Origin of the sequence: Streptomyces sp. Isolate_45, from assembly GCF_024721315.2 — a bacterium.
Taxonomy (GTDB): Bacteria; Actinomycetota; Actinomycetes; order Streptomycetales; family Streptomycetaceae; genus Streptomyces.
This window is the reverse complement of the sequence record NZ_JANFAK020000027.1, coordinates 43623-69680: the sequence shown is the minus strand read 5'-3', so window position 1 is coordinate 69680 and position 26058 is coordinate 43623. Positions and strand designations below refer to the sequence as shown.

At 72.3% G+C, this 26058-nt stretch carries 24 protein-coding genes, 1 tRNA gene and 1 pseudogene; 20 read left to right on the top strand and 6 right to left on the bottom strand.

Going from position 1 to position 26058, the window contains the following annotated elements; all coding sequences use genetic code 11:
- Positions 1-1625 (bottom strand): annotated as a pseudogene (locus tag NOD94_RS11990) (hypothetical protein); the annotation flags it as partial.
- A gap of 129 nt (positions 1626-1754) precedes the next feature.
- Here NOD94_RS11990 and NOD94_RS11985 point away from each other — a divergent pair.
- The gene (locus tag NOD94_RS11985; RefSeq protein ID WP_281205826.1) at positions 1755-2228 is read left to right on the top strand and encodes an SRPBCC family protein; all 474 of its coding nucleotides are present in this window, start codon (positions 1755-1757) and stop codon (positions 2226-2228) included.
- 38 nt (positions 2229-2266) lie between these two features.
- A tRNA-Val gene (locus NOD94_RS11980) sits at positions 2267-2338 on the top strand.
- Positions 2339-2405: 67 nt separating this feature from the next.
- Here NOD94_RS11980 and NOD94_RS11975 read toward each other — a convergent pair.
- Positions 2406-3131 carry a 3'-5' exonuclease gene (locus NOD94_RS11975; protein WP_281205825.1) on the bottom strand — a complete coding sequence of 242 codons (726 nt, stop codon included), beginning with the start codon at positions 3129-3131 and terminating at the stop codon, positions 2406-2408.
- Positions 3132-3352: 221 nt separating this feature from the next.
- Here NOD94_RS11975 and NOD94_RS11970 point away from each other — a divergent pair, with 221 nt between their 5' ends.
- A complete protein-coding gene (locus tag NOD94_RS11970) occupies positions 3353-3931 on the top strand; it encodes a DUF4365 domain-containing protein (protein WP_281205824.1) in 579 nt (192 codons plus the stop codon).
- A complete protein-coding gene (locus NOD94_RS11965; RefSeq protein WP_281205823.1) occupies positions 3931-5151 on the top strand; it encodes a hypothetical protein in 1221 nt (406 codons plus the stop codon). Before NOD94_RS11970 ends, NOD94_RS11965 begins: the two co-directional genes overlap by 1 nt.
- A 40-nt stretch (positions 5152-5191) precedes the next feature.
- Here the strand turns inward: NOD94_RS11965 and NOD94_RS11960 are convergent, their stop codons facing one another.
- Entirely contained in the window at positions 5192-5677 is a 486-nt protein-coding gene (locus tag NOD94_RS11960) for a GNAT family N-acetyltransferase (RefSeq protein ID WP_281205822.1), read from the bottom strand.
- Between the two features lie 233 nt (positions 5678-5910).
- Here NOD94_RS11960 and thrS point away from each other — a divergent pair, with 233 nt between their 5' ends.
- On the top strand, positions 5911-7887 hold the full coding sequence (thrS, locus tag NOD94_RS11955; RefSeq protein ID WP_281205821.1) for a threonine--tRNA ligase: 1977 nt from the start codon (positions 5911-5913) through the stop codon (positions 7885-7887).
- An 80-nt stretch (positions 7888-7967) separates the two neighbouring features.
- The gene (locus NOD94_RS11950; RefSeq protein ID WP_281205820.1) at positions 7968-8528 is read left to right on the top strand and encodes an HIT domain-containing protein; all 561 of its coding nucleotides are present in this window, start codon (positions 7968-7970) and stop codon (positions 8526-8528) included.
- A gap of 54 nt (positions 8529-8582) precedes the next feature.
- Here the strand turns inward: NOD94_RS11950 and NOD94_RS11945 are convergent, their stop codons facing one another.
- The 3 genes from NOD94_RS11945 to NOD94_RS11935 all read right to left on the bottom strand — a co-directional run bounded on the left by NOD94_RS11945 (position 8583) and on the right by NOD94_RS11935 (position 13122).
- Positions 8583-8984: a DUF1992 domain-containing protein gene (locus NOD94_RS11945; protein WP_281205819.1), complete on the bottom strand. Its 402-nt coding sequence runs from the start codon at positions 8982-8984 to the stop codon at positions 8583-8585.
- 48 nt (positions 8985-9032) lie between these two features.
- The gene (locus NOD94_RS11940; RefSeq protein ID WP_281205818.1) at positions 9033-10709 is read right to left on the bottom strand and encodes a hypothetical protein; all 1677 of its coding nucleotides are present in this window, start codon (positions 10707-10709) and stop codon (positions 9033-9035) included.
- Positions 10710-10917: 208 nt separating this feature from the next.
- A complete protein-coding gene (locus tag NOD94_RS11935; protein WP_281205817.1) occupies positions 10918-13122 on the bottom strand; it encodes an elongation factor G-like protein EF-G2 in 2205 nt (734 codons plus the stop codon).
- A gap of 243 nt (positions 13123-13365) precedes the next feature.
- On the opposite strand from NOD94_RS11935, the gene pgsA reads away from it, so the two are divergent.
- From pgsA to NOD94_RS11865, 14 genes are all read left to right on the top strand, one after another.
- The gene (gene pgsA / locus NOD94_RS11930; protein ID WP_281205816.1) at positions 13366-14049 is read left to right on the top strand and encodes a phosphatidylinositol phosphate synthase; all 684 of its coding nucleotides are present in this window, start codon (positions 13366-13368) and stop codon (positions 14047-14049) included.
- Positions 14049-14951 (top strand): phosphatidylinositol mannoside acyltransferase, encoded by a 903-nt coding sequence (locus tag NOD94_RS11925; protein WP_281205815.1) that lies wholly within the window; start codon positions 14049-14051, stop codon positions 14949-14951. Before pgsA ends, NOD94_RS11925 begins: the two co-directional genes overlap by 1 nt.
- Positions 14951-16123: a glycosyltransferase family 4 protein gene (locus tag NOD94_RS11920; protein WP_281205814.1), complete on the top strand. Its 1173-nt coding sequence runs from the start codon at positions 14951-14953 to the stop codon at positions 16121-16123. The genes NOD94_RS11925 and NOD94_RS11920 overlap by 1 nt, the downstream gene beginning before the upstream one ends.
- Before the next feature lie 129 nt (positions 16124-16252).
- Entirely contained in the window at positions 16253-16795 is a 543-nt protein-coding gene (locus NOD94_RS11915) for a hypothetical protein (RefSeq protein ID WP_281205813.1), read from the top strand.
- A gap of 148 nt (positions 16796-16943) precedes the next feature.
- Positions 16944-17861 carry a pyridoxal 5'-phosphate synthase lyase subunit PdxS gene (gene pdxS / locus NOD94_RS11910; RefSeq protein WP_281205812.1) on the top strand — a complete coding sequence of 306 codons (918 nt, stop codon included), beginning with the start codon at positions 16944-16946 and terminating at the stop codon, positions 17859-17861.
- 8 nt (positions 17862-17869) lie between these two features.
- Positions 17870-18460 (top strand): pyridoxal 5'-phosphate synthase glutaminase subunit PdxT, encoded by a 591-nt coding sequence (pdxT, locus tag NOD94_RS11905; protein ID WP_281205811.1) that lies wholly within the window; start codon positions 17870-17872, stop codon positions 18458-18460.
- A gap of 57 nt (positions 18461-18517) precedes the next feature.
- Entirely contained in the window at positions 18518-19270 is a 753-nt protein-coding gene (locus tag NOD94_RS11900) for a YebC/PmpR family DNA-binding transcriptional regulator (RefSeq protein WP_281205810.1), read from the top strand.
- A 111-nt stretch (positions 19271-19381) separates the two neighbouring features.
- A complete protein-coding gene (ruvC, locus tag NOD94_RS11895; protein ID WP_281205809.1) occupies positions 19382-19912 on the top strand; it encodes a crossover junction endodeoxyribonuclease RuvC in 531 nt (176 codons plus the stop codon).
- Positions 19909-20541, top strand: coding sequence for a Holliday junction branch migration protein RuvA (gene ruvA, locus NOD94_RS11890; protein WP_281205808.1), 633 nt, complete (start codon positions 19909-19911; stop codon positions 20539-20541). The genes ruvC and ruvA overlap by 4 nt, the downstream gene beginning before the upstream one ends.
- Before the next feature lie 53 nt (positions 20542-20594).
- Positions 20595-21668, top strand: a complete 1074-nt coding sequence (gene ruvB, locus NOD94_RS11885; protein WP_281205807.1) for a Holliday junction branch migration DNA helicase RuvB — start codon at positions 20595-20597, stop codon at positions 21666-21668.
- Positions 21669-21832: 164 nt separating this feature from the next.
- Complete coding sequence (yajC, locus tag NOD94_RS11880) at positions 21833-22321, top strand: preprotein translocase subunit YajC (protein WP_281205806.1); 489 nt, start codon at positions 21833-21835, stop codon at positions 22319-22321.
- A 151-nt stretch (positions 22322-22472) separates the two neighbouring features.
- Positions 22473-24296 carry a protein translocase subunit SecD gene (secD, locus tag NOD94_RS11875; RefSeq protein ID WP_281205805.1) on the top strand — a complete coding sequence of 608 codons (1824 nt, stop codon included), beginning with the start codon at positions 22473-22475 and terminating at the stop codon, positions 24294-24296.
- A gap of 3 nt (positions 24297-24299) precedes the next feature.
- Complete coding sequence (secF, locus tag NOD94_RS11870) at positions 24300-25361, top strand: protein translocase subunit SecF (protein ID WP_281205804.1); 1062 nt, start codon at positions 24300-24302, stop codon at positions 25359-25361.
- Positions 25358-25909, top strand: coding sequence for an adenine phosphoribosyltransferase (locus NOD94_RS11865; RefSeq protein WP_281205803.1), 552 nt, complete (start codon positions 25358-25360; stop codon positions 25907-25909). Before secF ends, NOD94_RS11865 begins: the two co-directional genes overlap by 4 nt.
- Positions 25910-26058 lie beyond the last annotated feature (149 nt).

Genomic DNA, 26058 nt, shown 5'->3' with positions numbered 1-26058 from the left:
GCGACCGCCGCCCCGTACCCGACGGCGAGCACCGCCCCGCCGGCCCGCACGGGCAGCCGGGCGGGCCCGTACGCCGCTCCGAGCGCGGCACCGGCACCCAGCAGCCCGAACACCGCGAACGTCGCCACACGGCCGTCCAGCGCCCCCAGGGACACGTTCAGGGCCCCGGCCGCCGCGCACACCGCGCCGGCGCGGGCGACGGCCCGCCCCGACGCCCGCAGCGCGAGCGCGCCGGCCGCCGCCGTCACCAGGGTCTGCGCCCCCAGGACCGCCGCCACGGGCAGCCCCAGCAGCACCGGAGCCGTGAACAGCCCCGCCCAGCCGGCCACCACGGCCACCACCGCCGGCTCCCGGCGCGGCAGCTCCCGGGCCGCCCACCAGCCGGCTCCCGCCACCAGCAGCAGCGCTACCGGGACCGCGGCCCCCGCCCCGTGACCGCCCCCCGACGGGGTGGTCGACGCCCAGACCTCGCCCAGTACCCCGACCCGAGCGGACAGCACGAGGCCGACCGTGGGAACCGTGGTCAGCGCCGCCACCGCGGCCACCCCCGCGCCCGCCCACAGCAGGCCGCGCCGGACCTGCGCCGGGAGAGCGGACGCCCGTACGGCCGCCAGCAGCGGCAGCGCCGCCACCAGGTGCACCACCACCGGCCACATGTCCCCCCGAGCCGCGTGCCCGGCCGGGACCAGCGCCCCGACCGCCGCCACCGCGGCCAGCGCGCCCACCAGCGCCGCAGCCGACGCCCGCGCCTCCCGCCAGGCCACCGCCACGCCCAGGGCGGCCCCCGCCGCCAACAGCAGCGCCGGACCGACCGACCCCGGATCGGTCAGGGACAGCACCGAAGCCGTCAGCAGCGCGAGCGCGCCCGCCACCGACGCCGTCACCCAGGCGGTCACCCGCACCGACCGCCGCGCCACCGTCACCGCGAGCGCGGCGTCCAGCGCGGCCGTCACCAGCACCGCCCAACCGGCCCCCAACGGCCGAGCCCCCGCCGCGGCCGCGGCCAGCGGCAACGGCAGCTGCGCGACCAGCACCGCCGCGAGCAGCGGCAACCGCAGCCGGGGGAGCGTCGCCCCGTACCCCGCCCAGAGCGCCGCGAGCACCGCCGAGGCCCCCGCCGCGTACGCGGTCCCGTCGACCCCGGGCAGCCCGGCCGCGTGCAGCGCGTACGCGTCCAGCACCGTCAGCAGCAGCCCGACGGCCGCCACCGACTCCGCGGTGGAACGCAGCCCCCGCCGCAGCAGCGCCACGGGCGCGGCCAGCGCGGCCCCCGTCACCAGGGCCAGCACCACCGAACGCCCGGCGATCCCCAGCGAGCCCCAGCTCACCAGGGTGAAGGCCAGCGCCGCCACCGCCAACAGCACCGCACCCAGGGTCAACAGCACGTTCTGCGCGCCGCGCGCCGGAGCCGCTCCGGGCCCCGCCGGCCCCGCGGGACCGGCCGTCGGCCGAACAGGACCGGCCGAGGCCGGGCCGGGATGTGTCAGGACGCCGATCAGCCAGTTCCGTCGGGACAGCAAGTAGTGCCGCCGCGCGTCGAGTTGGATCAGCTCGCGGTCGATGAGCGCCAGCTCCTCGGCCGGTGGCACGGCCGGTGACGATCCTGGCGGGAAGGGGGTGTTCATACGCGGAGTGTGGCGCCCGTCACGACGTCAGGACATGGGCGTGCGTACTCAGATCGGCCCTGAGTACGCGCTGGGGTCGGGTCCGCGGAACCGCCCACGCGAAGCGGCCCGGCGGGTCAGACTGGAGCCATGCAGCGCTGGACGCACTACCGCTTCCGCAGCGTGTGGGACCTACAGGCCCCGCCCGCCCTCGTCTTCTCCCTGCTGGAGGACCCCGGGCAGTACCCCTCGTGGTGGCCCCAGGTCCGCCGGGTCGAGCCGGTGGGCGAGGACACCGGTCGCGCCCTGATCCGCTCGGTCCTCCCGTACGGCATGCACGTCGGCCTCACCGGCCTGCTCCGCGACCCCGCCCGGGGAGTCCTGGAGGTCGCCCTGCGCGGCGACATCGAGGGCTGGGCGCGATGGACCGTGCGCCCGCGCGGGGGCCCGGGGGCCGCCCGCACCCGGGCCCTGTACGAGCAGGAGGTCGACGTCACGGCGCCGCTCCTGCGCAGGCTGTCGGTGCCCGCCCGGCCGCTGTTCCACCTGAACCACGCCCTGATGATGAGGGCCGGCCGGCGCGGCCTCGCGGCCCGACTGACGGCCGGACCGGAAGCGGTTTGAACAGACCCCACGCCTCTTGTATTGTTCAGTCCGTTCCCGGGCGATTAGCTCAGCGGTAGAGCACTTCGTTCACACCGAAGGGGTCACTGGTTCGATCCCAGTATCGCCCACCGGGACAGGCCGGTCCGTCTGATGACGGACCGGCCTTCCGCATGTACGGACCCGTGTCCGGCCGCGTCACGCGGCCTGGTTCAGCTCCGGCCGCAGCGGCCAGTGCGGATCCACCGACTCCGGCGTTCCCTGCCGCGCGAACCACGCCTGCAGACCGCGCGCCTGCGCCGCGTGCCACACCGCCTGCAACGTGTGCAGCTCGGCCGGGGTCAGCCGCTCCAGCCTCCCCGCGAACCTGCGCCCCACCGCCCGTACGAGCTCCAGTGACGCCAGCGCGTCCGCCGACGCGTCGTGCGCGCCCTCCAGCTCTATCCCGTAGTGCGCGCACAGGTCCGTCAGCGTGCGACGGCCCTTGCGGTAGCGGTCCAGATGCTTGTCCAGCACCCGCGGATCCAGCACCGTCAGCGGCCTGTTGTCCAGGTACCGGGACAGCGAGGAGGCCCGGTGCCGGCGCAACTCCCGGTCCAGCAGCGTCAGGTCGAACGGCGCGTTCATCACCACGACCGGCCGCCCCGCGACCTGCTGCTCGCCCAGCGCGCGGGCTATCTCCTCCACCACCGGCGCCGGCCAACGGCCGTGGCGCTGGAGGTGCTCATCGGTCAGGCCGTGCACTTCCGTGGCTCCCGGGGGTACCGGGATGCCGGGATTGACCAGCCAGCGGGTGGTGCGGACCCGGCCGCCCGCACACTCCTGCACGACGAGCGCGGCGGACACGATCCGGTCCTGCTCGACGTCCACTCCGGTCGTCTCCGTGTCGAATGAGGCCAACGGGCCTTCGTACCAGCGCGTCATGGCGAACTCCTCGTCCCCGGTCGGCAGATGGGGAGCACCCGGACGCCGTCGTCTCGGAGCGTGCCACCCCCGCCCGCATCGGTGATACCCGGGCTGTTTGCCCCGTACGCCGTTTGCGGCCCCCCGGGTGCGGAGACAACTGAACTGGGGGACCGCACACATGACCGGCCGTCACCCCGAAACCACTCACGGCAGGGCCCGGAAGGCATGGGGAGCCGGCCATGGCGCTCGCACAGCCCGAACCGGGCGGGGTGCTGCAGACACGGACCGGTCCCGCGACCGGACCATTGCGCGGCACGCTCGCCACCACCGCCTGCATGGAGACCCTCCAGGTGGGCTACCTCCACGCCGTCGCCGCCGCGGCCGGCTGCTCGCTGTCCCAGCCCTTCCCGGACAACGGCATCGACTGGCACGTCAGCCACGGCGCACCCGAACACGTCGTCGACGACGAGGTGACCGTGAAGGTGCAGCTGAAGGCCACCTACCAGGTGCCGCCGAGGCCGGCGGGCGACACCTTCGGCTTCACCCTCGACAACGAACACCTGGTGAAACTGGCCCGCACACCGGTCGCCGTCCACAAGATCCTCGTCGTCATGCTCGTACCGCGGGAGCGTGACCAGTGGCTGAGCGCCGGGCACGACCGGCTCGACCTGCGGCACTGCTGCTACTGGACCAACCTCGCCGGACACCCCGTGACCGGCCGGCGCCGGACCACCGTGCGGATCCCGACCACGCGGATCTTCGACGACCGGGCGCTGTGCGAGATCATGACCCGGGTCGGGTCGGGAGGGACACCTTGATGAACCGGCGGCCACCGCACCTCGAACCGCTGTCGTCCCCGGAGCCGGAGCCGGGTGCGCCCGATCCCGCCCAGGTCGACCCCCAGGTGCTCGGCGCCCTGCTGCGCCGCCACGGCTGGCTCCGGCGCGGCGGCGCGGCGGGCCGCTACGGCCGGTGGACCCCGCCGCCCGGCCGGCCGGCGGGCAGCGGCGCCAGCCTCCTGGTCCCCGAGAGCCGCGCCTTCCCCGACTGCTCGGACCTGTTGGAGGAAGCGCTGACGGCGCTCTCCCGCAGCGGCCTCCCGTCGGCCCGGGAAGTCCTGTTCGGGCTGAGCGTCCCCAGTGACGAGGTCCGCTGGGAGCGCGAGATCATTCCCGAGGGCCCCTACGGCCGCCAGGGCGACGCCGTCTGGACGGTGCAGGAACAGCTCCGCTCGGCGGCCCGACGCATGCTGCTGGCCGGGGCCCTCGCCGACCGGGCCCGGGCCGGCTACTACGGCGCCCGCCACCGCGCCCAGGCCGAACGCACCCTGGACGGAGTGCTGGTGGGCCCCTCCCCGGGCGGGCGCAGGCTCACCGCCTACGTCCCCGTCGGCGGCGGCCGCGGCCCCGTGACCCGGCTGCACCACGCCCTGCACGCGGCCCGCGAGGCCGTGGACTACCGACGGGCCACCGGAGGCATGGAGGCCTTCGACGCGGCCGTCGCCGCCGGGGTCAGCCGGGAACTCGCCGACGCGCTCATCGCCCTGGTGCGGGGCTCGGAGGGGGTGCGCATCGCGCTGGCCTGGGCGCCCGCGGCCGGAGTCCCGGCGGGGTGCGCCGCCCGGCCCGAGCCGGTCGAGTTCTCGCCCGGTGACCTGCCCGTGCTGCGCGAGGCCGCCGACCGGTACACCCGGGACGAGCCGGCCGTCGCCGTCCGCGTCGCCGGGGCGGTGGTACGGATGCGCCGCTCGGCCGCCGGGGGAGGGGGCACCGTACGGCTGCGGGTGCTGGCGGGCGCCGAGGTGCCGTACGTACGGGCCGCCCTCGACGAGGAGGCGTACCGCATCGCGGGCCACGCCCACCTCGTCGGACTGCCCGTCCGGGTCAGCGGCCGCCTGCAACGCCGCGGGGGCTTCCGTCGGCTCACCGGGGCGACCGACGTGGCGCCCGTCCCGCTGGACGAGGTCGAGCGGGACCGCCTGATGAAGACCCTGGACGCGGCCTTCGACCCGCAGGACGTGCTCCCCTCGGACGAATAGTCCCCGCCCCGGGGCGGGGCGGGGAACGCGGCTGACACCGTCAGGGCGCGGGGCGGGTGAAGTGCGCCATGAGCAGGTCCGGGACCGGTGAGAAGTCCGCGCCCCGGACCATGCCGAGGCCCTCGTACAGCGCCACGGCCGGGGCGTTCGCCGCACCCGTGGTGACCTCGACCGTGCGGTCCGGGAAGGCCTCCGTGAGGAGGTGGCGCATCAGCCGGGAGGCGATGCCCCGACGGAACCACGCCGGGTCCACGCACAGCCGGTCGACGCCGATCGAGCCGTCGCCCTCCTGTGCCCAGGCGACGAAGCCCGCGATCGAGCCCTCGTCGTGGACGGCCCCCGACCAGTGCAGCGGACGCTCCCGCATCTCCTGGAGGCTCTCGCGCAGCGCGGGGATGCCGTCGAAGCCGATCAGAGCGGCCTCCACCGCGTAGGAGGCGCGGCCGATCCGGTGCACCGCGGCGGCGGTGGCCTCGTCGGTCAGGTCGAGGCGACGGACGGGTGGACGGACCGGCGGGCTCGGCATGCGGGTCGGGTTCCCTTCGGGGGCGGGGCGGGGGCGGGGTACGGACGGTCGTCCGGCGCGGCGGCGGGCGGGGCCCCACGGTACCCACGGCCGCGGCGCGCACGGGCGCCACCGACCCCGGCGGGGCCGCCGGACGCGTACGACCGTTAACCGTTTCGCTGCGCGGGCGCTCGGCTCGGTACGATTCAGGCGCGCAGTGTTCGCTCGCGCACCCCCTGAGTCAGGAGAGACCGGTGTCAGACGTCCGTGTGATCATCCAACGCGATTCCGAGCGGGACGAGCGCGTGGTGGCCACGGGCACTACGGCGGCCGAGCTGTTCGCCGGTGAGCGCACCATCGTCGCCGCGCGCATCGCGGGTGAGCTGAAGGACCTCGCGTACGAGGTGCGGGACGGCGAGACCGTCGAGCCGGTGGAGATCTCCTCCGAGGACGGCCTCAACATCCTGCGGCACTCGACCGCCCACGTCATGGCGCAGGCCGTGCAGGAGCTGTTCCCCGAGGCCAAGCTGGGCATCGGCCCGCCGGTCCGGGACGGCTTCTACTACGACTTCGACGTCGCGAAGCCCTTCACCCCCGAGGACCTCAAGGTCATCGAGAAGAAGATGCAGGAGATCCAGAAGCGCGGGCAGAAGTTCGCCCGCCGCGTGGTCTCCGACGAGGCGGCCCGCGAGGAGCTCGCAGACGAGCCGTACAAGCTGGAGCTCATCGGCATCAAGGGTTCGGCCTCGACCGACGACGGCGCGAACGTCGAGGTGGGCGGCGGCGAGCTGACCATCTACGACAACCTCGACGCCAAGACCGGGGACCTGTGCTGGAAGGACCTCTGTCGCGGTCCCCACCTGCCCACCACCCGCAACATCCCGGCGTTCAAGCTGATGCGCAACGCGGCCGCCTACTGGCGCGGCAGCGAGAAGAACCCGATGCTCCAGCGCATCTACGGCACCGCGTGGCCGTCGAAGGAAGAGCTGAAGGCCCACCTCGACTTCCTCGCCGAGGCCGAGAAGCGCGACCACCGCCGCCTCGGCACCGAGCTCGACCTGTTCTCCGTGCAGGACGAGATCGGCTCCGGCCTGGCCGTCTTCCACCCGCGGGGCGGCGTCATCCGCCGCACCATGGAGGACTACTCGCGCAAGCGCCACGAGGAAGAGGGCTACGAGTTCGTCTACACCCCGCACGCGACCAAGGGCGCCCTCTTCGAGAAGAGCGGTCACCTGGACTGGTACGCGGAGGGCATGTACCCCCCCATGCAGCTCGACGGTGGTACCGACTACTACCTCAAGCCCATGAACTGCCCGATGCACAACCTGATCTTCGACGCGCGCGGCCGCTCCTACCGCGAACTGCCGCTGCGCCTCTTCGAGTTCGGCACCGTGTACCGGTACGAGAAGTCCGGTGTGGTGCACGGCCTGACCCGTTCGCGTGGCTTCACCCAGGACGACGCGCACATCTACTGCACCAAGGAGCAGATGGCGGAGGAGCTCGACCGCACGCTCACCTTCGTGCTGAACCTGCTCCGCGACTACGGTCTGACCGACTTCTACCTGGAGCTGTCGACCAAGGACCCGGAGAAGTTCGTCGGCTCGGACGAGGTGTGGGAGGAGGCCACCGCCGTTCTCCAGTCGGTCGCCGAGAAGCAGGGCCTGCCCCTGGTCCCGGACCCGGGTGGCGCCGCGTTCTACGGTCCGAAGATCTCCGTCCAGTGCCGTGACGCGATCGGCCGGACCTGGCAGATGTCGACGGTGCAGCTCGACTTCAACCTCCCGGAGCGCTTCAACCTGGAGTACACCGGCCCCGACGGCTCCCGTCAGCGCCCGGTCATGATCCACCGTGCGCTCTTCGGTTCCATCGAGCGCTTCTTCGCGGTGCTGCTGGAGCACTACGCGGGTGCCATGCCGCCGTGGCTGGCCCCCGTCCAGGCCGTCGGCATCCCGATCGGTGACGGGCACGTGGAGTACCTGCAGGAGTTCGCCGCCGAGGCGAAGAAGCAGGGCCTGCGGGTCGAGGTCGACGCCTCCTCCGACCGCATGCAGAAGAAGATCCGCAACCACCAGAAGCTCAAGGTCCCGTTCATGATCATCGTCGGTGACGAGGACATGGCCGCGGGCACCGTCTCCTTCCGCTACCGCGACGGTTCGCAGGAGAACGGCATCGCCAAGGACGAGGCACTGGCCAAGCTGGCCAAGGTCGTCGCCGACCGCGTCCAGGTCTGATCCCGGGCGCGACGGCACGGCGGGCCCCCGGAAAGTGATCACTTTCCGGGGGCCTTCCTCGTACGTGCGGGCGAGGTCATATGCTGCATCCCATGACGATTGAGCCGGAGCAGCAGGGCGGAGTGGGCACGCAGGACGCGTTCCAGCGTCTGTGGACGCCCCACCGGATGGCCTACATCCAAGGGGAGAACAAGCCGACCGGCCCGGAGGCCGGGGACGGCTGTCCCTTCTGCGGGCTTCGGGAGATGTCCGACGAGGACGGGCTGATCGTGGCGCGGGGCGAGCACGTGTACGCGGTGCTCAACCTCTACCCCTACAACGGTGGCCACCTGCTGGTCGTCCCCTACCGGCACGTCGCCGACTACACGGAGCTCGACGGCCCCGAGACGGCCGAGCTGGCCGACCTGACGAAGCGGGCCATGACGGCGCTGCGCAAGGCCTCCGGGGCGCACGGGTTCAACATCGGCCTGAACCAGGGAGCGGCCGCCGGCGCCGGCATCGCGGCCCACCTGCACCAGCACATCGTGCCGCGCTGGGGCGGGGACGCGAACTTCATGCCGGTCGTCGGGCACACCAGGGTGCTGCCGCAACTCCTCGCGGAGACCCGCCAGATGCTCTCGGACGCCTGGCCGGTCGACTAGTCGGCACCGGCCGGTACGAGGGGGCGGGCCCGTCGGCCCGCCCCGCTTTCGTTCTCAGGACGGCCGGGCGGCGCGCCATTCGGCCAGGACGGCCTCGACGTCGAACTCGGTCAGGTTCAGCGGCGGTCCCGGCGGGGGCATGCGCAGGGCCGCCGCGATCTTCTCGTTGATCCCGGTGAGGACCGCCCGTACCTGACGCTCGGTACGGGCCGCACGGGCCGCCTCCAGGGCGTCCTCGGCCTCCTTGCGCAGCGCGAGCGCGGGCGGCAGGGAGGAGAAGCCCTCGCGGTGCATCTTCCCCTTGATCCACCACAGCTCGTCGTACGGGGCGTCGAGCGAGGCCATCGGCTTGCCCCAGCCCGGAAGCTTCTCGAATTCGCCCCGGGCCTCGGCCTCGCGGATCTGCCGGTCGACGAAGGACTCGAAGCTGACGCCGGGCGGTTTGCGCTCGGTCACGGCACCTCCTCGGGTTCCCCCGCCCGCGGCGGGACTCCTCCAGCGTACTTACTCGTACACGTCCGCCTTGCGGGGGGAAGGCTCCTGGATCAGGCCGCTCATGATCGAGGAGCGGTTGGTGAAGCGGTCGGTGTCGACGCCGTTCTCCTCCAGCACCTTGAACGTCGCCGCGTGCACGGACCGCAGCACCGGGGCGACCGTGCGCAGCGCGTCGTCCGCCATGAAGCGGTGGCGCCACATCGAGCCGGCCCAGACGTGCCGCAGGCCGAAGGGTTCGGGCAGGACCAGCTTGCCGCCGAAGTGCTCCAGCAACGGGGGGTACCAGGTCAGCGGCGCGCGCACGGCCAGCCGGACGACCTCGGAGGCGTCGACGAGCCGCAGCGGACGTTCCACGGTCTCCCAGAAGCGCACGGACTTCGGGACCTCGACCACCGGGGCCTTCGACTTGGTGGTGAACAGGCCGTGGACGGGGCCGAGGGCGTGGGCGGTGACGTCCACGCGCAGGGTCTTGTAGAGCACGGTGACGGTGACCAGCATGGTGATGACGAGCTGGCCGTCCCAGAGCGGGTACTGGATGCCCAGGTAGTGCCGGTTGCCCGCGCTGAACTGCTGCTCGTTGCAGATCCGGGTGATCTCGTGCGGCTTCACCATGAAGGTGTCGACGTTCTCGCCGGCCGGTCGGGCCACCTCGCCCGCGCCCTCGCCGACGGGCGTGACGATCCAGTGCTGGATGGAGGCCGCAGGGAAACCGCCGGTGTGCAGCGGCCCGCGCTCCAGCTTGCGCAACTGGGTGTCGATCGCGCGTATGACGTCCCAGCTGCGGAAGGGGTGGATCTCGTGGCCCTCGGTCGCGGGGGTCAGTTCCTCGGCCATCTGCCAGCTGCCCCAACGGGTGCCCATGCCGAGGATGCCCTTGGGGCCCGCGTAGAACACGGAGTTGCTGCGGTCCTCGGCGGTGAGCTTCGCCAGCTGGTGGCGCAGGTCCTCGCGGGCCTTCTCGTCGGGGTTCCCGGGCACCGCGTCGGGGATCTTCGCGGCGACGCCGCCGCCGCCGAGCAGGCCGTCCCAGCGGGACCGCAGGTCGGCGGCGGTTTTCTCGCAGATCCGGCGGGCCAGGTACCAGCCGATGACCGGGGCGGCGAGCGAGCCGAGCAGGTAGAGCTCCAGCAGGCCGCTGCCGGGCTCGCGCTTGATCACCCGGTACAGCAGGATCGCGGCGAAGAGGGCGATGGCGACGAGCAGCGCCGTCCCGATCCAGCCCGTCTTCCTGCCCTCGCCCTTCGACAGGGACTTGCGCAGTTGGAACAGGCCGACCCACAGCAGCGTCCCGGGGAGGAACAGCACCCCGCAGACCAGCGTGATCATGCGCAGGCGACGGTCGCGGTCCTTGCGGATGCGGGAGGCGGCCAGGCAGTGCTCCACCACGGTCTGCGGGTCGGCGCCGAAGGACTGGATGAGGGGCTTGCGGCCGGGGCCCAGGGTGCGGGCCTCCACCGCGCGGCAGAAGGCCTCCCCGAGGTTCGGTTCGAAGAGGGAGAGCTTGGCCTCCTTGACGGTGGCCGGGTGCAGCTCGCTGTTGGCCCCGAGTATGGAGGACAGCTTGGTGTCCTTGCCGCCGTCGCGGTACGCGGCGGAGGCAAGCGCGTTGGTCGCCGCGGTCTGGCCGCCGCCCCCCTGGAGAGGAATCTGTGCCCCGGGCCTGAAGTCGAATCCGTCGTCCGCCACCGCTGCCCCCATCGCCGTGCCACTGTGCTCTTTGTCGTGCTGTTCTCGTGCCGCGCCGCGGCGTGCGGCCCGCTGCCCGCTGCCCCGTCGCGTCGCGCGTTGTGCTCCCCGCCGCGCCGAAGAGCTTATCGGCGTACATCGCCCCATGGTCATGGGACAGGGAAATACCGCCCACCGCAAGCCGGTTGGATGGGCGGTCGCCCTGGCGCTATGTCAGACGGCTTCCCTTCTCGGTCTGTTCGCGCACCTTGTCCGCGATCGGCGCCGGCATCGCTTCGTGCCGGGCGTACGCCCGCGTGAACCGGCCCGTGCCGTGCGAGACGGAGCGCAGGTCCACGGCGTACCGGTCGATCTCGATCTCCGGGACCTCGGCGCGCACCCGGGTCCGGCCGGCGCCCGCCTGCTCGGTGCCGACGACGCGGCCCCGGCGGCCGGCGAGGTCGCTCATGACCGGGCCGACGTACTCGTCGGGGACGAGGACGTCGAGCTCGGCGACGGGCTCCAGGAGGTGGATCGCGGCGTCGGCGGCGGCCTCGCGCAGGGCCAGGGCGCCCGCGGTCTGGAACGCGGCGTCGGAGGAGTCCACGGAGTGCGCCTTGCCGTCGCGCAGGATGATCCGTACGTCGACCAGCGGATGGCCCGTCGCCAGCCCGCGGGCGGCCTGGGCGCGGACGCCCTTCTCCACGGACGGGATGAACTGGCGGGGGACCGAGCCGCCGACGACCTTGTCGACGAACTCGATCCCGCTGCCGGGCGGCAGCGGCTCGACCTCGATCTCGCAGATGGCGAACTGGCCGTGGCCGCCGGACTGCTTGACGTGCCGGCCGCGCCCGGTGGCCTTGGCGCCGAAGGTCTCGCGCAGGCTCATCCTGTGCGGGACGGGGTCGACCTGGACTCCGTAGCGGCTCCGCAGCCGCTCCAGCGCGACGTCCTGGTGGGCCTCGCCGAGGCACCACAGGACGAGCTGGTGGGTGTGCGGGTTCTGCTCCAGCCGCATGGTGGGGTCCTCGGCGACGAGGCGGGCCAGCCCCTGGGAGAGCTTGTCCTCGTCGGCCTTGCTGTGGGCCTCGATGGCCAGGGGGAGCAGCGGCTCCGGCATCGGCCAGGGCTCCATCAGGAGCGGGTCCTCCTTGGCGGAGAGCGTGTCCCCGGTCTCGGCGCGGGTGAGTTTCGCCACGCAGGCGAGGTCGCCCGCGACGCACTGGCCGAGGATGCGCTGCTGCTTGCCGAAGGGTGAGGTGAGGGCGCCGGTCCGCTCGTCGAGGTCGTGGTCCTCGTGGCCGCGGTCCGCGAGGCCGTGCCCGCTGACGTGGACGGCCTGCTCGGGGCGCAGGGTGCCGGAGAAGACGCGGACGAGGGAGACGCGGCCGACGTACGGGTCGGAGGAGGTCTTGACGACCTCGGCGAGCAGCGGCCCGGCGGGATCGCAGCCGGCGGCGGGGCGCGGGGTGCCGTCGGGGGAGGTGACGGTGATCGGGGCGCGTTCCAGGGGGGTGGGGAAGCCGCCCGTGATCAGTTCGAGGAGCTCCACGGTGCCGAGGCCCTGGCGCGCGCCGTCGGCGGCGGGGGCGGCCATCAGGACGGGGTGGAAGGTGCCGCGCGCGACGGCCCGTTCCAGGTCGTCGACCAGGGTCTTCAGGTCGATGTCCGCCCCGGCGAGGTAGCGGTCCATCAGGCCCTCGTCCTCGCTCTCCGCGATGATCCCCTCGATGAGGCGGGAGCGGGCGGCGTCGATGAGGGCGAGCTCGGCGGGGTCCGGGTCGCGCTCGACGCGCTCGCCCGACCCGTAGTCGTGGACGCGGCGGGAGAGCAGGCCCAGCAGGCCGGTGACGGGGGCGTGGCCGTCGGCGCCGGCCGGTCCGTGCAGCGGTAGGTACAGGGGGAGGACGGCGTCCGGGTCGTCCCCGCCGAAGATCTCCCCGCAGATGTCGGTCATCTGCGCGTAGTCGGCGCGGGCTGCCTCCAAATGGGTGACGACGATGGCGCGCGGCATGCCGACGGCCTCGCATTCGTCCCAGACCATCCGGGTGGCCCCGTCGATGCCGTCCGAGGCCGAGACGACGAAGAGGGCCGCGTCCGCGGCGCGCAGACCGGCCCTGAGTTCTCCGACGAAGTCGGCGTATCCGGGAGTGTCCAGGATGTTGATCTTGATTCCGGCCCATTCGACGGGGACCAGCGAGAGCTGGACGGACCGGTGGCGGCGTTGCTCGATCTCGTCGTAGTCGGAGACGGACGTGCCGTCCTCGACCCGGCCGGCCCTGTTCACGGCCCCGGAGGTCAGGGCCAGCGCCTCGACCAGGGTGGTCTTCCCGGCGCCGCTGTGGCCGACCAGCACGACGTTCCGTACGGAAGCGGGGCGGTCGGCCGTCAGTGCCCTGCCGGCGGCCCCGGCTTGGTGTGATGTGGCTCCCATGATGCTCTTGCCTCCCGGTGTCGCGGTGAGGAGGGGTGATCGGGGTCCTTCGAGCTTTGCACCGCCGTCACACTGCGTCCATACGTCGTACCCGCGCCGGCCCGGGGCGTGAACCGGACCCTCCGGGCGGATTCCCGGGAGCGAACCGGTGGGTGCGCGGCCGTGCGGGCCCCGGGCGCCGGCTACGATGGGCCAGCCGGTGGCCGTGGTGGCCGTGCGGCCCAGCGACCCTCCGGGAAGGCCATGCTGAACAAGTACGCGCGTGCATTCTTCACGCGTGTTCTCACGCCGTTCGCCGCGTTCCTCCTCCGTCGGGGGGTGAGCCCCGACGCGGTCACCCTGATCGGCACCGCCGGCGTGGTGGCCGGAGCGCTGGTCTTCTTCCCCAGGGGCGAGTTCTTCTGGGGCACGATCACCATCACCCTCTTCGTGTTCTCCGACCTGGTGGACGGGAACATGGCCCGCCAGGCCGGCGTCTCCAGCCGGTGGGGCGCGTTCCTCGACTCGACCCTCGACCGGGTGGCGGACGCGGCGATCTTCGGCGGGCTCGCGCTCTGGTACGCGGGCTCCGGGAACGACAACGCCCTCTGCGCGGTGGCCATCTTCTGCCTGGCCAGCGGCCAGGTGGTCTCCTACACCAAGGCCCGCGGCGAGTCGATCGGGCTTCCGGTCGCCGTCAACGGGCTCATCGAACGGGCCGAGCGGCTGGTGATCTCCCTGGTCGCGGCGGGCCTGTCCGGCCTGCAGACCTTCGGGGTGCCCTCGTGGATCGGCGTCCTGCTGCCGATCGCGCTGTGGGTCGTCGCCGTCGGCTCGCTCGTCACCCTGATCCAGCGGGTGGTCACCGTACGCCGGGAAGCGGCCGAGGCCGACGCCGCCGAGGCAGCCGCCGGACCCCAGACCTCCACCGAGAGCGGTACCACCTGATGGGCACGGCGCAGGACAAGCTGGTCGACGGCCTCTACGGACTCGGCTGGGCGGGGGTGAAGAAGCTCCCGGAGCCGGCCGCGGTCGCCCTCGGCCGCAAGATCGCGGACGTGGTCTGGAAGCGCCGCGGCAAGAGCGTGCTCCGGCTGGAGTCCAACCTGGCCAGGGTGGTCCCGGAAGCCTCGCCCGAGCGGCTGCGGGAACTGTCCAAGGCCGGCATGCGCTCGTACATGCGCTACTGGATGGAATCCTTCCGGCTGCCGACGATGAACCCGGAACGCTTCGGCAAGGAAGTCCTGTTCCAGGACGAGCACCTGCTGCGCGAAGCCCTCGCCAGTGGGCGCGGGGTCGTCGTCGCCCTGCCCCACCTGGCCAACTGGGACCTCGCCGGCGCCTGGGCCATCGGCCACATCGGCGTGCCGTTCACCACGGTCGCCGAACGGCTCAAGCCCGAGTCGCTCTACGACCGCTTCGTGGCCTACCGGGAGAGCCTCGGCATGGAGGTCCTGCCGCACAGCGGTGGCGCCGCCTTCGGCACCCTGGCCCGCCGGCTGCGCTCCGGCGGCCTCGTCTGCCTCGTCGCGGACCGGGACCTGTCGTCCTCCGGCGTCGAGGTGGACTTCTTCGGCGCCACCGCCCGCATGCCCGCCGGGCCCGCCCTGCTGGCCCAGCAGACGGGGGCGGTGCTGCTCCCGGCGACCCTGCACTACGGGGACTCGCCGACGATGTACGGCCGGATCCACCCCGAGGTCCCGGTGCCCGGGACCGGGACGCGGATCGAGAAGACCGCCACGATGACGCAGGCCGTCGCGGACGCCTTCGCCGAGGGCATCGCCGAACACCCGCAGGACTGGCACATGCTGCAACGGCTGTGGCTGGACGACCTGGAGGAGCGCCCGTAGTGAAGATCGGCATCGTGTGCCCGTACTCGTGGGACGTCCCGGGCGGCGTCCAGTTCCACATCCGTGACCTTGCGGAACACCTGATCCGCCTCGGTCACGAGGTGTCGGTGCTGGCCCCGGCCGACGACGAGACCCCCCTGCCGCCCTACGTGGTCTCGGCGGGACGGGCGGTGCCGGTGCCCTACAACGGGTCCGTCGCCCGGCTGAACTTCGGCTTCCTGTCGGCCGCCCGCGTACGGCGCTGGCTGCACGACGGGGTCTTCGACGTCATCCACATCCACGAGCCGGCCTCCCCCTCGCTGGGGCTGCTGTCCTGCTGGGCCGCCCAGGGCCCGATCGTGGCCACCTTCCACACCTCCAACCCCCGTTCCCGCGCCATGATCGCCGCGTACCCGATCCTCCAGCCGGCCCTGGAGAAGATCAGCGCGCGGATCGCGGTCAGCGAGTACGCCCGGCGCACCCTCGTGGAGCACCTGGGCGGGGACGCCGTCGTCATCCCGAACGGGGTGGACGTCGACTTCTTCGCCGACGCCGATCCCAAGGCGGAGTGGGGCGGGCAGACGCTCGGCTTCATCGGCCGCATCGACGAACCCCGCAAGGGCCTGCCCGTCCTGATGGCCGCCTTCCCGCGGATCGTCGAGGCCTGCCCCGACGTACGCCTGCTGGTCGCGGGCCGCGGCGACGAGGAGGAGGCGGTCGCCTCCCTGCCCGCGGAACTGCGCTCCCGCGTGGAGTTCCTCGGGATGGTCTCCGACGAGGACAAGGCCCGCCTGCTGCGCAGCGTGGACGTCTACGTCGCCCCCAACACCGGCGGCGAGAGCTTCGGGATCATCCTGGTCGAGGCGCTGTCCGCGGGAGCCGCCGTCCTGGCCTCCGACCTCGACGCCTTCGCCCAGGTCCTGGACCAGGGCGCGGCCGGCGAACTCTTCGCGAACGAGGACTCCGCCTCCCTGGCCGCCGCGGCCATCGCCCTCCTCCGCGACCCGGCCCGGCGGGCCGAACTGAGCGCGCGCGGCTCCGCCCACGTACGGCGCTTCGACTGGTCGACGGTCGGCGCGGACATCCTCGCGGTCTACGAGACCGTCACGGACGGCGCGGCCGCGGTCGCCGCCGACGAGCGGGTGCCCCTGCGCACCCGACTCGGCTTCTCGCGGGACTCCACGGGCTCCTGAGGCCGGGGGCGGGACCGGGCCGCCGACGCCCGCCCGCGCCGCCCTCCGGTCGAGCCCGGGACTTCCCCGCGGGGCGCCCGCGGGCAGGGGTGAGCGGGGGCCGCGCCCGGAAGGGTAGTGTCGCGGCCCGTGATCGAAAACCTTGTCTGGATCGCCGTGGCGCTGGGCGTCGTCGGCGTCTACCTCAGCTGGACCGCCGGCCGTCTCGACCGGCTGCACACGCGGATGGACGCGGCTCGGGCCGCGCTCGACGCACAGCTCGTGCGACGGGCCTCCGTGGTGGTGGAGGTGGCGACCTCCGGGGCGCTGGACCCCGCGTCCTCCCTCGTCCTGTACGAGGCCGCGCACGCCGCCCGGCAGGCCGAGGAGGAGCACCGCGAGGTCGCCGAGAGCGAGCTCAGCCAGGCCCTGCGCGCGGTCTTCGCCGACGTCGATCAGGTCGAGGTGCTGAAGGCCGCCCCGGGCGGCGAGGCCGCCGCCGAGGAACTGGCGGCCGCGGTGCGCCGGGTGCCGATGGCGCGGCGGTTCCTGAACGACGCCGTGCGCGCGGCCCGCGCGCTGCGACGCCACCGCAAGGTGCGCTGGTTCCGACTGGCGGGACACGCCCCGTTCCCGCTCGCCTTCGAAATGGACGACGAACCCCCGGCGGACCTCGCGGACCGTCCGACGTAGGGCCCCGGGCGCCTCCCGACGATCCGTCCTAGAGCCGCGAGGGACAAATGGAGAGGCCACCGGCTCCACATTGGCCCTTGTCGTGGCCTGGTCGGTGGGGTTTTCTCAGTGGAGTAGCACCCGTCTTCCTTTCGAGTGAGGTCAACCCGTGAGCACGCTTCCCACCTCCCCCCAGTCCGCTGAGTCGGCCATCGGCACCTCCCGCGTCAAGCGCGGCATGGCCGAGCAGCTCAAGGGCGGCGTGATCATGGATGTGGTCAACGCCGAGCAGGCGAAGATCGCCGAGGACGCCGGCGCCGTGGCCGTCATGGCCCTGGAGCGGGTCCCCGCGGACATCCGCAAGGACGGCGGCGTGGCCCGCATGTCCGACCCGAACATGATCGAAGAGATCATCGAGGCCGTCTCGATCCCCGTCATGGCCAAGTCCCGCATCGGCCACTTCGTCGAGGCGCAGGTCCTGCAGTCCCTCGGCGTCGACTACATCGACGAGTCCGAGGTCCTGACCCCGGCCGACGAGGTCAACCACTCCGACAAGTGGGCGTTCACCACCCCCTTCGTCTGTGGCGCCACCAACCTGGGCGAGGCCCTGCGCCGCATCGCCGAGGGCGCGGCCATGATCCGCTCCAAGGGCGAGGCCGGCACCGGCAACGTCGTCGAGGCCGTCCGTCACCTGCGCCAGATCAAGAACGAGATCGCCCGCCTGCGCGGCTACGACAACAACGAGCTGTTCGCCGCCGCCAAGGACCTGCGCGCCCCGTACGAGCTGGTCAAGGAGGTCGCCGAGCTCGGCAAGCTCCCGGTAGTGCTGTTCTCCGCCGGTGGCGTCGCCACCCCCGCCGACGCCGCGCTGATGCGCCAGCTCGGTGCCGAGGGCGTCTTCGTCGGCTCCGGCATCTTCAAGTCGGGCGACCCGGCCAAGCGCGCCGCCGCCATCGTGAAGGCCACCACCTTCTACGACGACCCGAAGATCATCGCGGACGCCTCCCGCAACCTGGGCGAGGCCATGGTCGGCATCAACTGCGACACCCTCCCCGAGGCCGAGCGCTACGCCAACCGCGGCTGGTAGTCACTGCCATGACCAACCCCGTGATTGGTGTCCTGGCTCTCCAGGGCGACGTACGGGAGCACCTGATCGCCCTGGCCGCGGCGGACGCCGTGGCCAGGCCGGTCCGGCGTCCCGAGGAGCTCGCCGAGGTCGACGCCCTGGTGATCCCCGGCGGCGAGTCCACGACCATGTCGAAGCTCGCCGTGCTGTTCGGCATGCTGGAGCCGCTGCGCGAGCGCGTGCGGGCCGGGATGCCCGTGTACGGCACCTGCGCCGGCATGATCATGCTCGCGGACAAGCTGCTGGACGGCCGTGACGACCAGGAGACGCTCGGCGGCATCGACATGATCGTGCGCCGCAACGCCTTCGGCCGGCAGAACGAGTCCTTCGAGGCGAAGATCGAGTTCGCGGGCATAGCGGGCGGCCCCGTCGAGGGCGTCTTCATCCGCGCCCCGTGGGTCGAGTCCGTGGGCGGCGCCGCCGAGGTGCTGGCCACGTACGAGGGCCACACCGTGGCCGTCCGGCAGGGCAACGTGCTGGCCACCTCGTTCCACCCCGAACTGACCGGCGACGACCGCGTCCACGCGTACTTCGTCGACATGGTGCGCGCGGGGCTGTAACGGCGTCCCGGTAGGATCTGAGGCGAACACTGTTGGTGACGCGAAGGAGACAGGCAGATGTCCGGCCACTCTAAATGGGCTACGACGAAGCACAAGAAGGCCGTGGTTGACGCCAAGCGCGGCAAGCTCTTCGCGAAGCTGATCAAGAACATCGAGGTCGCGGCCCGTATGGGCGGCGCCGACATCGATGGCAACCCGACGCTCTTCGACGCCATCCAGAAGGCCAAGAAGAGCTCGGTCCCGAACAAGAACATCGACTCCGCGGTCAAGCGCGGCGGCGGCCTGGAGGCCGGCGGCGCCGACTACGAGACGATCATGTACGAGGGCTACGGTCCCAACGGCGTCGCGGTGCTCATCGAGTGCCTCACCGACAACCGCAACCGTGCAGCCTCCGACGTCCGCGTCGCCATGACCCGCAACGGCGGCTCGATGGCCGACCCGGGCTCGGTCTCGTACCTGTTCAACCGCAAGGGCGTCGTGCTCCTGCCCAAGGGCGAGCTCTCCGAGGACGACGTCCTGGAGACGGTGCTGGAGGCGGGCGCCGAGGAGGTCAACGACCTCGGCGAGAGCTTCGAGATCATCAGCGAGGCCACCGACATGGTCGCGGTCCGCACCGCCCTCCAGGAGGCCGGCATCGACTACGACTCGGCCGACTCCAACTTCCTGCCGACCATGCAGGTCGAGCTGGACGAAGAGGGCGCGCGCAAGATCTTCAAGCTGATCGACGCGCTGGAGGACAGCGACGACGTGCAGAACGTCTTCGCCAACTTCGACGTGTCGGACGAGGTCATGGAGCAGGTCGACGCCTGACCGGGCACCAGCGACGGGCCGACGGGGACACACCCCGTCGGCCCGTCGCTTTGTCAGTGGCGCCCGCTAACCTGCACGGACGCGGACGGGTGAGCGAGGGAGGGGGACGCGGTGCGAGTGCTCGGCGTGGATCCGGGGCTGACGCGGTGCGGCGTCGGCGTGGTCGAGGGCGTCGCCGGCCGCCCCCTCACCATGATCGGCGTCGGCGTCGTGCGGACGCCGGCGGACGCCGAGCTGGGACACCGGCTCGTCGCCATCGAGCAGGGCATCGAGGAATGGCTCGACGCGCACCGGCCCGAGGTCGTGGCCGTGGAGCGGGTCTTCAGCCAGCACAACGTCAGCACCGTGATGGGCACCGCCCAGGCCAGCGCCGTCGCCATGCTGTGCGCCGCCCGGCGCGGCATCCCCGTCGCCCTGCACACCCCCAGCGAGGTCAAGGCCGCCGTCACCGGCACCGGCCGGGCCGACAAGGCCCAGGTCGGCGCCATGGTGACCCGCCTGCTGCGGCTCGCCGAACCGCCCCGCCCGGCCGACGCCGCCGACGCGCTCGCCCTCGCCATCTGCCACATCTGGCGGGCCCCCGCCCAGAACCGCCTCCAGCAGGCGGTCGCCCTGCACGCCTCGAAAGGCCGTACCCGATGATCGCCTTCGTCAGCGGCCCCGTCGCCGCCCTCGCCCCCACCCTCGCCGTCATCGAGGTCGGGGGCGTGGGCATGGCCGTCCACTGCACGCCGAACACCATCGCCGCCCTGCGCGTCGGCGAGCCGGCCCGGCTGGCCACCTCCCTGGTCGTCCGGGAGGACTCGCTCACCCTCTACGGATTCGCGGACGACGACGAGCGACAGGTCTTCGAGCTCCTCCAGACCGCCAGCGGGGTCGGCCCGAGGCTCGCGCAGGCGATGCTCGGCGTGCACAGCCCCGACGCGCTGCGCCTCGCCGTCTCGACGGGCGACGAGAAGTCCCTGACGGCCGTGCCCGGCATCGGCAAGAAGGGCGCCCAGAAGCTCCTCCTGGAACTCAAGGACAAACTGGGCTCCCCCCTGGGCGCCGGCGGCCTCGTCGGAGCCCAGCGGGCCGCGGCCACGGGCCCCGCCCCCTGGACCGAACAGCTCCAGGCCGCCCTGATCGGCCTCGGCTACGCCTCCCGCGACGCGGACGAGGCGGTCAGCGCCGTCACCCCGCAGGCCGAGGCCGCCATCGCCGCCGGCGGCTCCGCCCCGGTCCCGCAGCTGCTGCGCGCGGCCCTCCAGTCCCTCAACCGCGCCCGCTGACCGACGCCGCGTACGACCGACCACAGCGCATACCGAGAAGGCAGACCGACACCGTGAACTGGGACGACGAGAGCACCGCCGAGGACGAGGCCCGCATCGTGGCCTCCGCCGCCGACGGGGAGGACACGGCCGTCGAGGCCGCCCTGCGCCCCAAGGACCTCGGCGAGTTCGTCGGTCAGGAGAAGGTCCGCCAGCAGCTGGACCTCGTCCTCAAGGCGGCCAAGCAGCGCGGCGCCACCGCCGACCACGTCCTGCTCTCCGGCGCGCCCGGCCTCGGCAAGACCACGCTCTCCATGATCATCGCCGCCGAGATGGGAGCCCCGATCCGGATCACCTCCGGCCCCGCCATCCAGCACGCCGGCGACCTCGCCGCGATCCTCTCCTCCCTCCAGGAGGGCGAGGTCCTCTTCCTCGACGAGATCCACCGCATGTCCCGGCCCGCCGAGGAGATGCTGTACATGGCCATGGAGGACTTCCGCGTCGACGTGATCGTGGGCAAGGGCCCCGGAGCCACCGCCATCCCCCTCGAACTGCCGCCCTTCACCCTCGTCGGCGCCACCACCCGCGCCGGGCTGCTGCCCCCGCCGCTGCGCGACCGCTTCGGCTTCACCGGGCACATGGAGTTCTACGTCCCCGAGGAGCTGGAACGCGTCATCCACCGCTCCGCCCGCCTCCTCGACGTCGAGATCGACACCGCCGGCGCCGCCGAGATCGCCGGGCGCTCCCGCGGCACGCCCCGCATCGCCAACCGGCTCCTGCGCCGGGTCCGGGACTACGCGCAGGTCAGGGCCGACGGGGTGATCACCCGGGGCGTGGCCGAAACCGCCCTCCAGGTCTACGAGGTCGACGCGCGCGGCCTCGACCGGCTGGACCGGGGCGTGCTGGAGGCCCTGCTCAAGCTGTTCGGCGGCGGCCCCGTCGGCCTGTCCACCCTGGCGGTGGCCGTGGGGGAGGAGCGGGAGACCGTGGAGGAGGTCGCCGAGCCCTTCCTGGTCCGGGAGGGCCTGTTGGCCCGTACCCCGCGCGGGCGGGTCGCGACCCCCGCCGCATGGGCCCACCTGGGGCTCGTACCGCCGCAGCACGGCGCGAGTGGATCAAGCGGACAACAAGGCTTGTTCGGGGCCTGACGGCGCGGAGGTTCGCCCGGTCAGGAACTGCGGTGCCATGCTGGGCGTTGTTCCATCGGTGCGGACTCGCCTAGACTCCGCCGATGCCGACCCTTCGGGTCGGCGTGCCCACCCCCGTAGAAAAAGGCCGTCGTCCGTACGGTCGTGCGAAGGATCTTCGTCCCGTGAATCTCGTGACACTCCTCCCGTTCATCGTGCTCATCGGGGCCATGTTCCTGATGACCCGCTCCGCCAAGAAGAAGCAGCAGGCGGCCGCGCAGATGCGCAACGAAATGACGCCCGGCACCGGCGTCCGCACCATCGGCGGCATGTACGCCACGGTGAAGGAGATCGGTGAGGACACGGTCACCCTCGAGGTGGCTCCCGGTGTCCACGCGATCTACGCGAAGAACTCCATCGGCGCCGTCCTGGAGGACGAGGAGTACAACCGCATCGTCCACGGCATCAACGATGATCCGACGAACGACACGCCGGTCGTCCCGGACGACGCCTCCTCGCTGACCGAGGCCGACGCCCCGAAGACGGACCAGCCCAAGGCCGATCTGTCGAAGGACGCGTCCACCGACGCCACCGACGCGCCGAAGCTCGACCTGGGCAAGAGCGACGAGCCCAAGGGCGACGAGCCCAAGGACGGCGAGCCCGGCGCCAAGTAGCACCGGGCCGGGAACCGCGGTGGCGCCCGACCGGCGACCGCCGCGGTACCCGCAGTGAACTTCTGCGGGGGGCAGGGGTCCCCACCACACATTTCGTGGCCGTCCGCGCGCTGACCCGGCGCGGGACGGTTGGACAGGGAGAAACGACAAGGTGGCAGCACCGAAGAAGGGCCGGCGGCCCACGGGGGCTCAGGGGAGGCCGGGGCGCGCCCTGGCCCTCATCCTGATCGCGATGGTGGCGCTCACCGCGGGGATGTTCCTCTCGAAGCAGACGACTCCCCGCCTGGGCATCGACCTCGCGGGTGGTACGAGCATCACGCTCAAGGCGAAGAGCGAGCCCGGCAAGCCGAACGCCATCAACGAGACCAACATGAACACCGCGGTCGGCATCATCGACCGCCGTGTCAACGGTCTCGGCGTCTCGGAGGCCGAGGTCCAGACGCAGGGCACCGACCACATCATCGTGAACATCCCCAAGGGTGTGAACGAGCAGCAGGCGCGCGAGCAGGTCGGTACCACCGCGCAGCTCTACTTCCGTCCGGTGCTCGCCGTCGCCGACGGCGCCCCGATCGCCCCCGAGGCCACTCCGAGCGGCTCCCCGAGCCCCTCCGCGAGCGGTTCCGCGCCGCCGAAGGCCGAGGGCAGCGGCAAGCCGTCCGCACCGGCCACCCCGTCGTCCAGCGCCACTTCCCAGGGCCGTGCGCTCAGCGAGGCCCTCAAGGCCCCCAGCGCCCCCACCCCCTCGCCCTCGGCGAGCGGGTCGAAGAAGGCAGACGACAACAAGGCGACCCCCTCCGCCCCGGCCTCCGGTTCCCCGTCCGCGTCCCCCGACGCGAGCGCGCCGCCGGTGGACCCCGCGGTCGCCGACCTGCAGAAGAAGTTCGCCGAGCTGGACTGCACCGACCCGGCCCAGCGCACCGCGGCCGGCCAGGGCGCCAAGCCCGAGGACTCGATGATCGCCTGCGGTCAGCGTGACACCCAGTGGTTCAAGTGGGTCCTCGGTCCGGCGCAGGTCGACGGCCAGGACGTCAAGGACGCCAAGGGCGTCGTCGACACGCAGCGCGGTGGCGGCTGGATCGTCCAGATGCAGTTCACCGACAAGGGCGCCGACAAGTTCGCCAAGATCACCGGCGAGCTGGCCACCAAGCAGTCCCCGCAGAACCAGTTCGCGATCGTCCTCGACGGCAAGGTCATCTCCGACCCCTCCGTCAGCCAGGCCCTGACCGGCGGCAACGCCGAGATCTCCGGCGGCTTCACCCAGGAGAGCGCCCAGGACCTGGGCAACATGCTGTCCTACGGCGCCCTGCCCCTGTCCTTCCAGGAGGACAGCGTCACGACCGTCACCCCCGCCCTCGGCGGCGAGCAGCTGAAGGCCGGCCTCATCGCCGGCGCCATCGGCCTCGCCCTCGTGGTGATCTACCTGCTGGTCTACTACCGCGGTCTGGCCTTCATCGCGATCATCAGCCTCCTGGTGTCCGCGGTGCTGACCTACACGATCATGTCGCTCCTCGGCAAGGGCATCGGCTTCGCCCTCAACCTGCCGGCGGTCTGCGGCGCCATCGTGGCGATCGGCATCACTGCGGACTCGTTCATCGTGTACTTCGAACGCATCCGGGACGAGATCCGCGAGGGCCGCACCCTGCGTCCGGCCGTCGAGCGCGCGTGGCCGCGTGCCCGGCGCACCATCCTGGTGTCGGACTTCGTGTCCTTCCTCGCCGCGGCGGTGCTGTTCATCGTCACGGTGGGCAAGGTCCAGGGCTTCGCCTTCACACTGGGTCTGACGACCCTGCTCGACGTGGTCGTGGTGTTCCTCTTCACCAAGCCGATCATGACGCTGCTGGCCCGCACGAAGTTCTTCTCGAGCGGTCACCCGTGGTCCGGGCTCGACCCCAAGCGGCTCGGTGCCAAGCCGCCGCTGCGCGGATCCCGCCGCACCGGTCCCGTACCCGCCCCCGTCGACGCAAAGGAGGCGTGAGAGATGTCGAAGCTGGGAGATCTCGGCGCCAGGCTGTACCGCGGTGAGGTCGGCTACGACTTCGTCGGCAAGCGCTTTCTCTGGTACGGCGTTTCCATCCTGATCACCATCACGGCGATCGTCGCCCTGGCCGTCCAGGGCCTCAACATGGGCATCGAGTTCAAGGGCGGTGCCGTCTTCACCACCCCGAAGACGACCGCCTCCGTCGCCCACGCGACCGAGGCCGCGGAGAAGATCTCCGGCCACGACGCGATCGTCCAGGAGCTCGGCTCCGGTGGCATGCGCATCCAGATCTCAGGTCTGGACACCGCGGCCGCCGCCGACGTCAAGGGCAAGCTCGCCACCGACCTCAAGGTCAACGCGGCGGACATCAACGCCGACCTCGTGGGACCGAGCTGGGGCGAGCAGATCGCCAACAAGGCCTGGACCGGCCTCGGCATCTTCATGATCCTCGTGGTGATCTACCTCGCCATCGCCTTCGAGTGGCGCATGGCCGTGGCCGCGCTGATCGCCCTGATCCACGACCTCACCATCACGGTCGGCGTGTACGCGCTGGTCGGGTTCGAGGTCACCCCGGGCACGGTCATCGGTCTGCTGACCATCCTCGGTTACTCCCTCTACGACACCGTCGTCGTCTTCGACGGTCTGAAGGAGGGGTCGAAGGACATCACGAAGCAGACCCGCTACACCTTCAGCGAGATCGCCAACCGCAGCATCAACGGCACGCTGGTCCGCTCGATCAACACCACGGTCGTGGCCCTGCTCCCCGTCGCCGCCCTGCTGTTCATCGGTGGCGGCTTCCTGGGCGCGGGCATGCTCAACGACATCTCGCTGTCGCTGTTCGTCGGCCTCGCGGCCGGTGCGTACTCCTCGATCTTCATCGCGACCCCGCTGGTCGTGGACCTGAAGGAGCGCGAGCCGGCGATGAAGGCGCTCAAGAAGCGGGTCCTCGCCAAGCGCGCGGCCGCCGCGGCCAAGGGCGAGCCGGTCGACGGGGACGAGGGCGCCGAGCCCGGCGACTCCTCCGAGGCCGTCTCCGGCGGCAACGGGAGGCGGCGCCGGTGACCTCCTGTTCCCCCGAGGTCCGCGAGCTGCTGCTCAGCCGGATCAAGGACGTACCGGACTACCCGAAGCCGGGTGTGATGTTCAAGGACATCACCCCGCTGCTGGCCGACCCGAAGGCCTTCGCGGCCCTGACGGACGCGCTGGCGGAGCTGGCGGCCCGGTACGGCGCGACGAAGATCGTCGGCCTGGAGGCGCGCGGGTTCATCCTGGCCGCCCCGGTCGCCGTGCAGGCGGGCATCGGCTTCGTGCCGGTCCGCAAGGCCGGGAAGCTGCCGGGCGCCACGCTCGCGCAGTCCTACGAGCTGGAGTACGGCACGGCGGAGATCGAGGTCCACGCGGAGGACCTCACGGCCGGTGACAAGGTCATGGTCATCGACGACGTCCTCGCCACCGGCGGCACCGCCGGAGCCTCGCTGGAGCTGATCCGGCGGGCCGGCGCGGAGGTCGCGGGCGTCGCGGTCCTGATGGAGCTCTCGTTCCTCCCGGGCCGGGCCCGGCTGACGGACGCCCTCGCGGGCGCCCCGCTGGACGCCCTGATCGTGGTCTGAGCCACGAGCTGCCCCGCGGCAACGCCCCCAGCAGTACCTGCCGGAGCGGCGGGCCCCCGGAACCTCCCGGGGGCCCGCCGCTTCCGTTCGTTGCCGGGGAGGGAGGCCGCGAGGGCGGCGTCCCGAGGGACGGGCGCGGGGGAACGGGC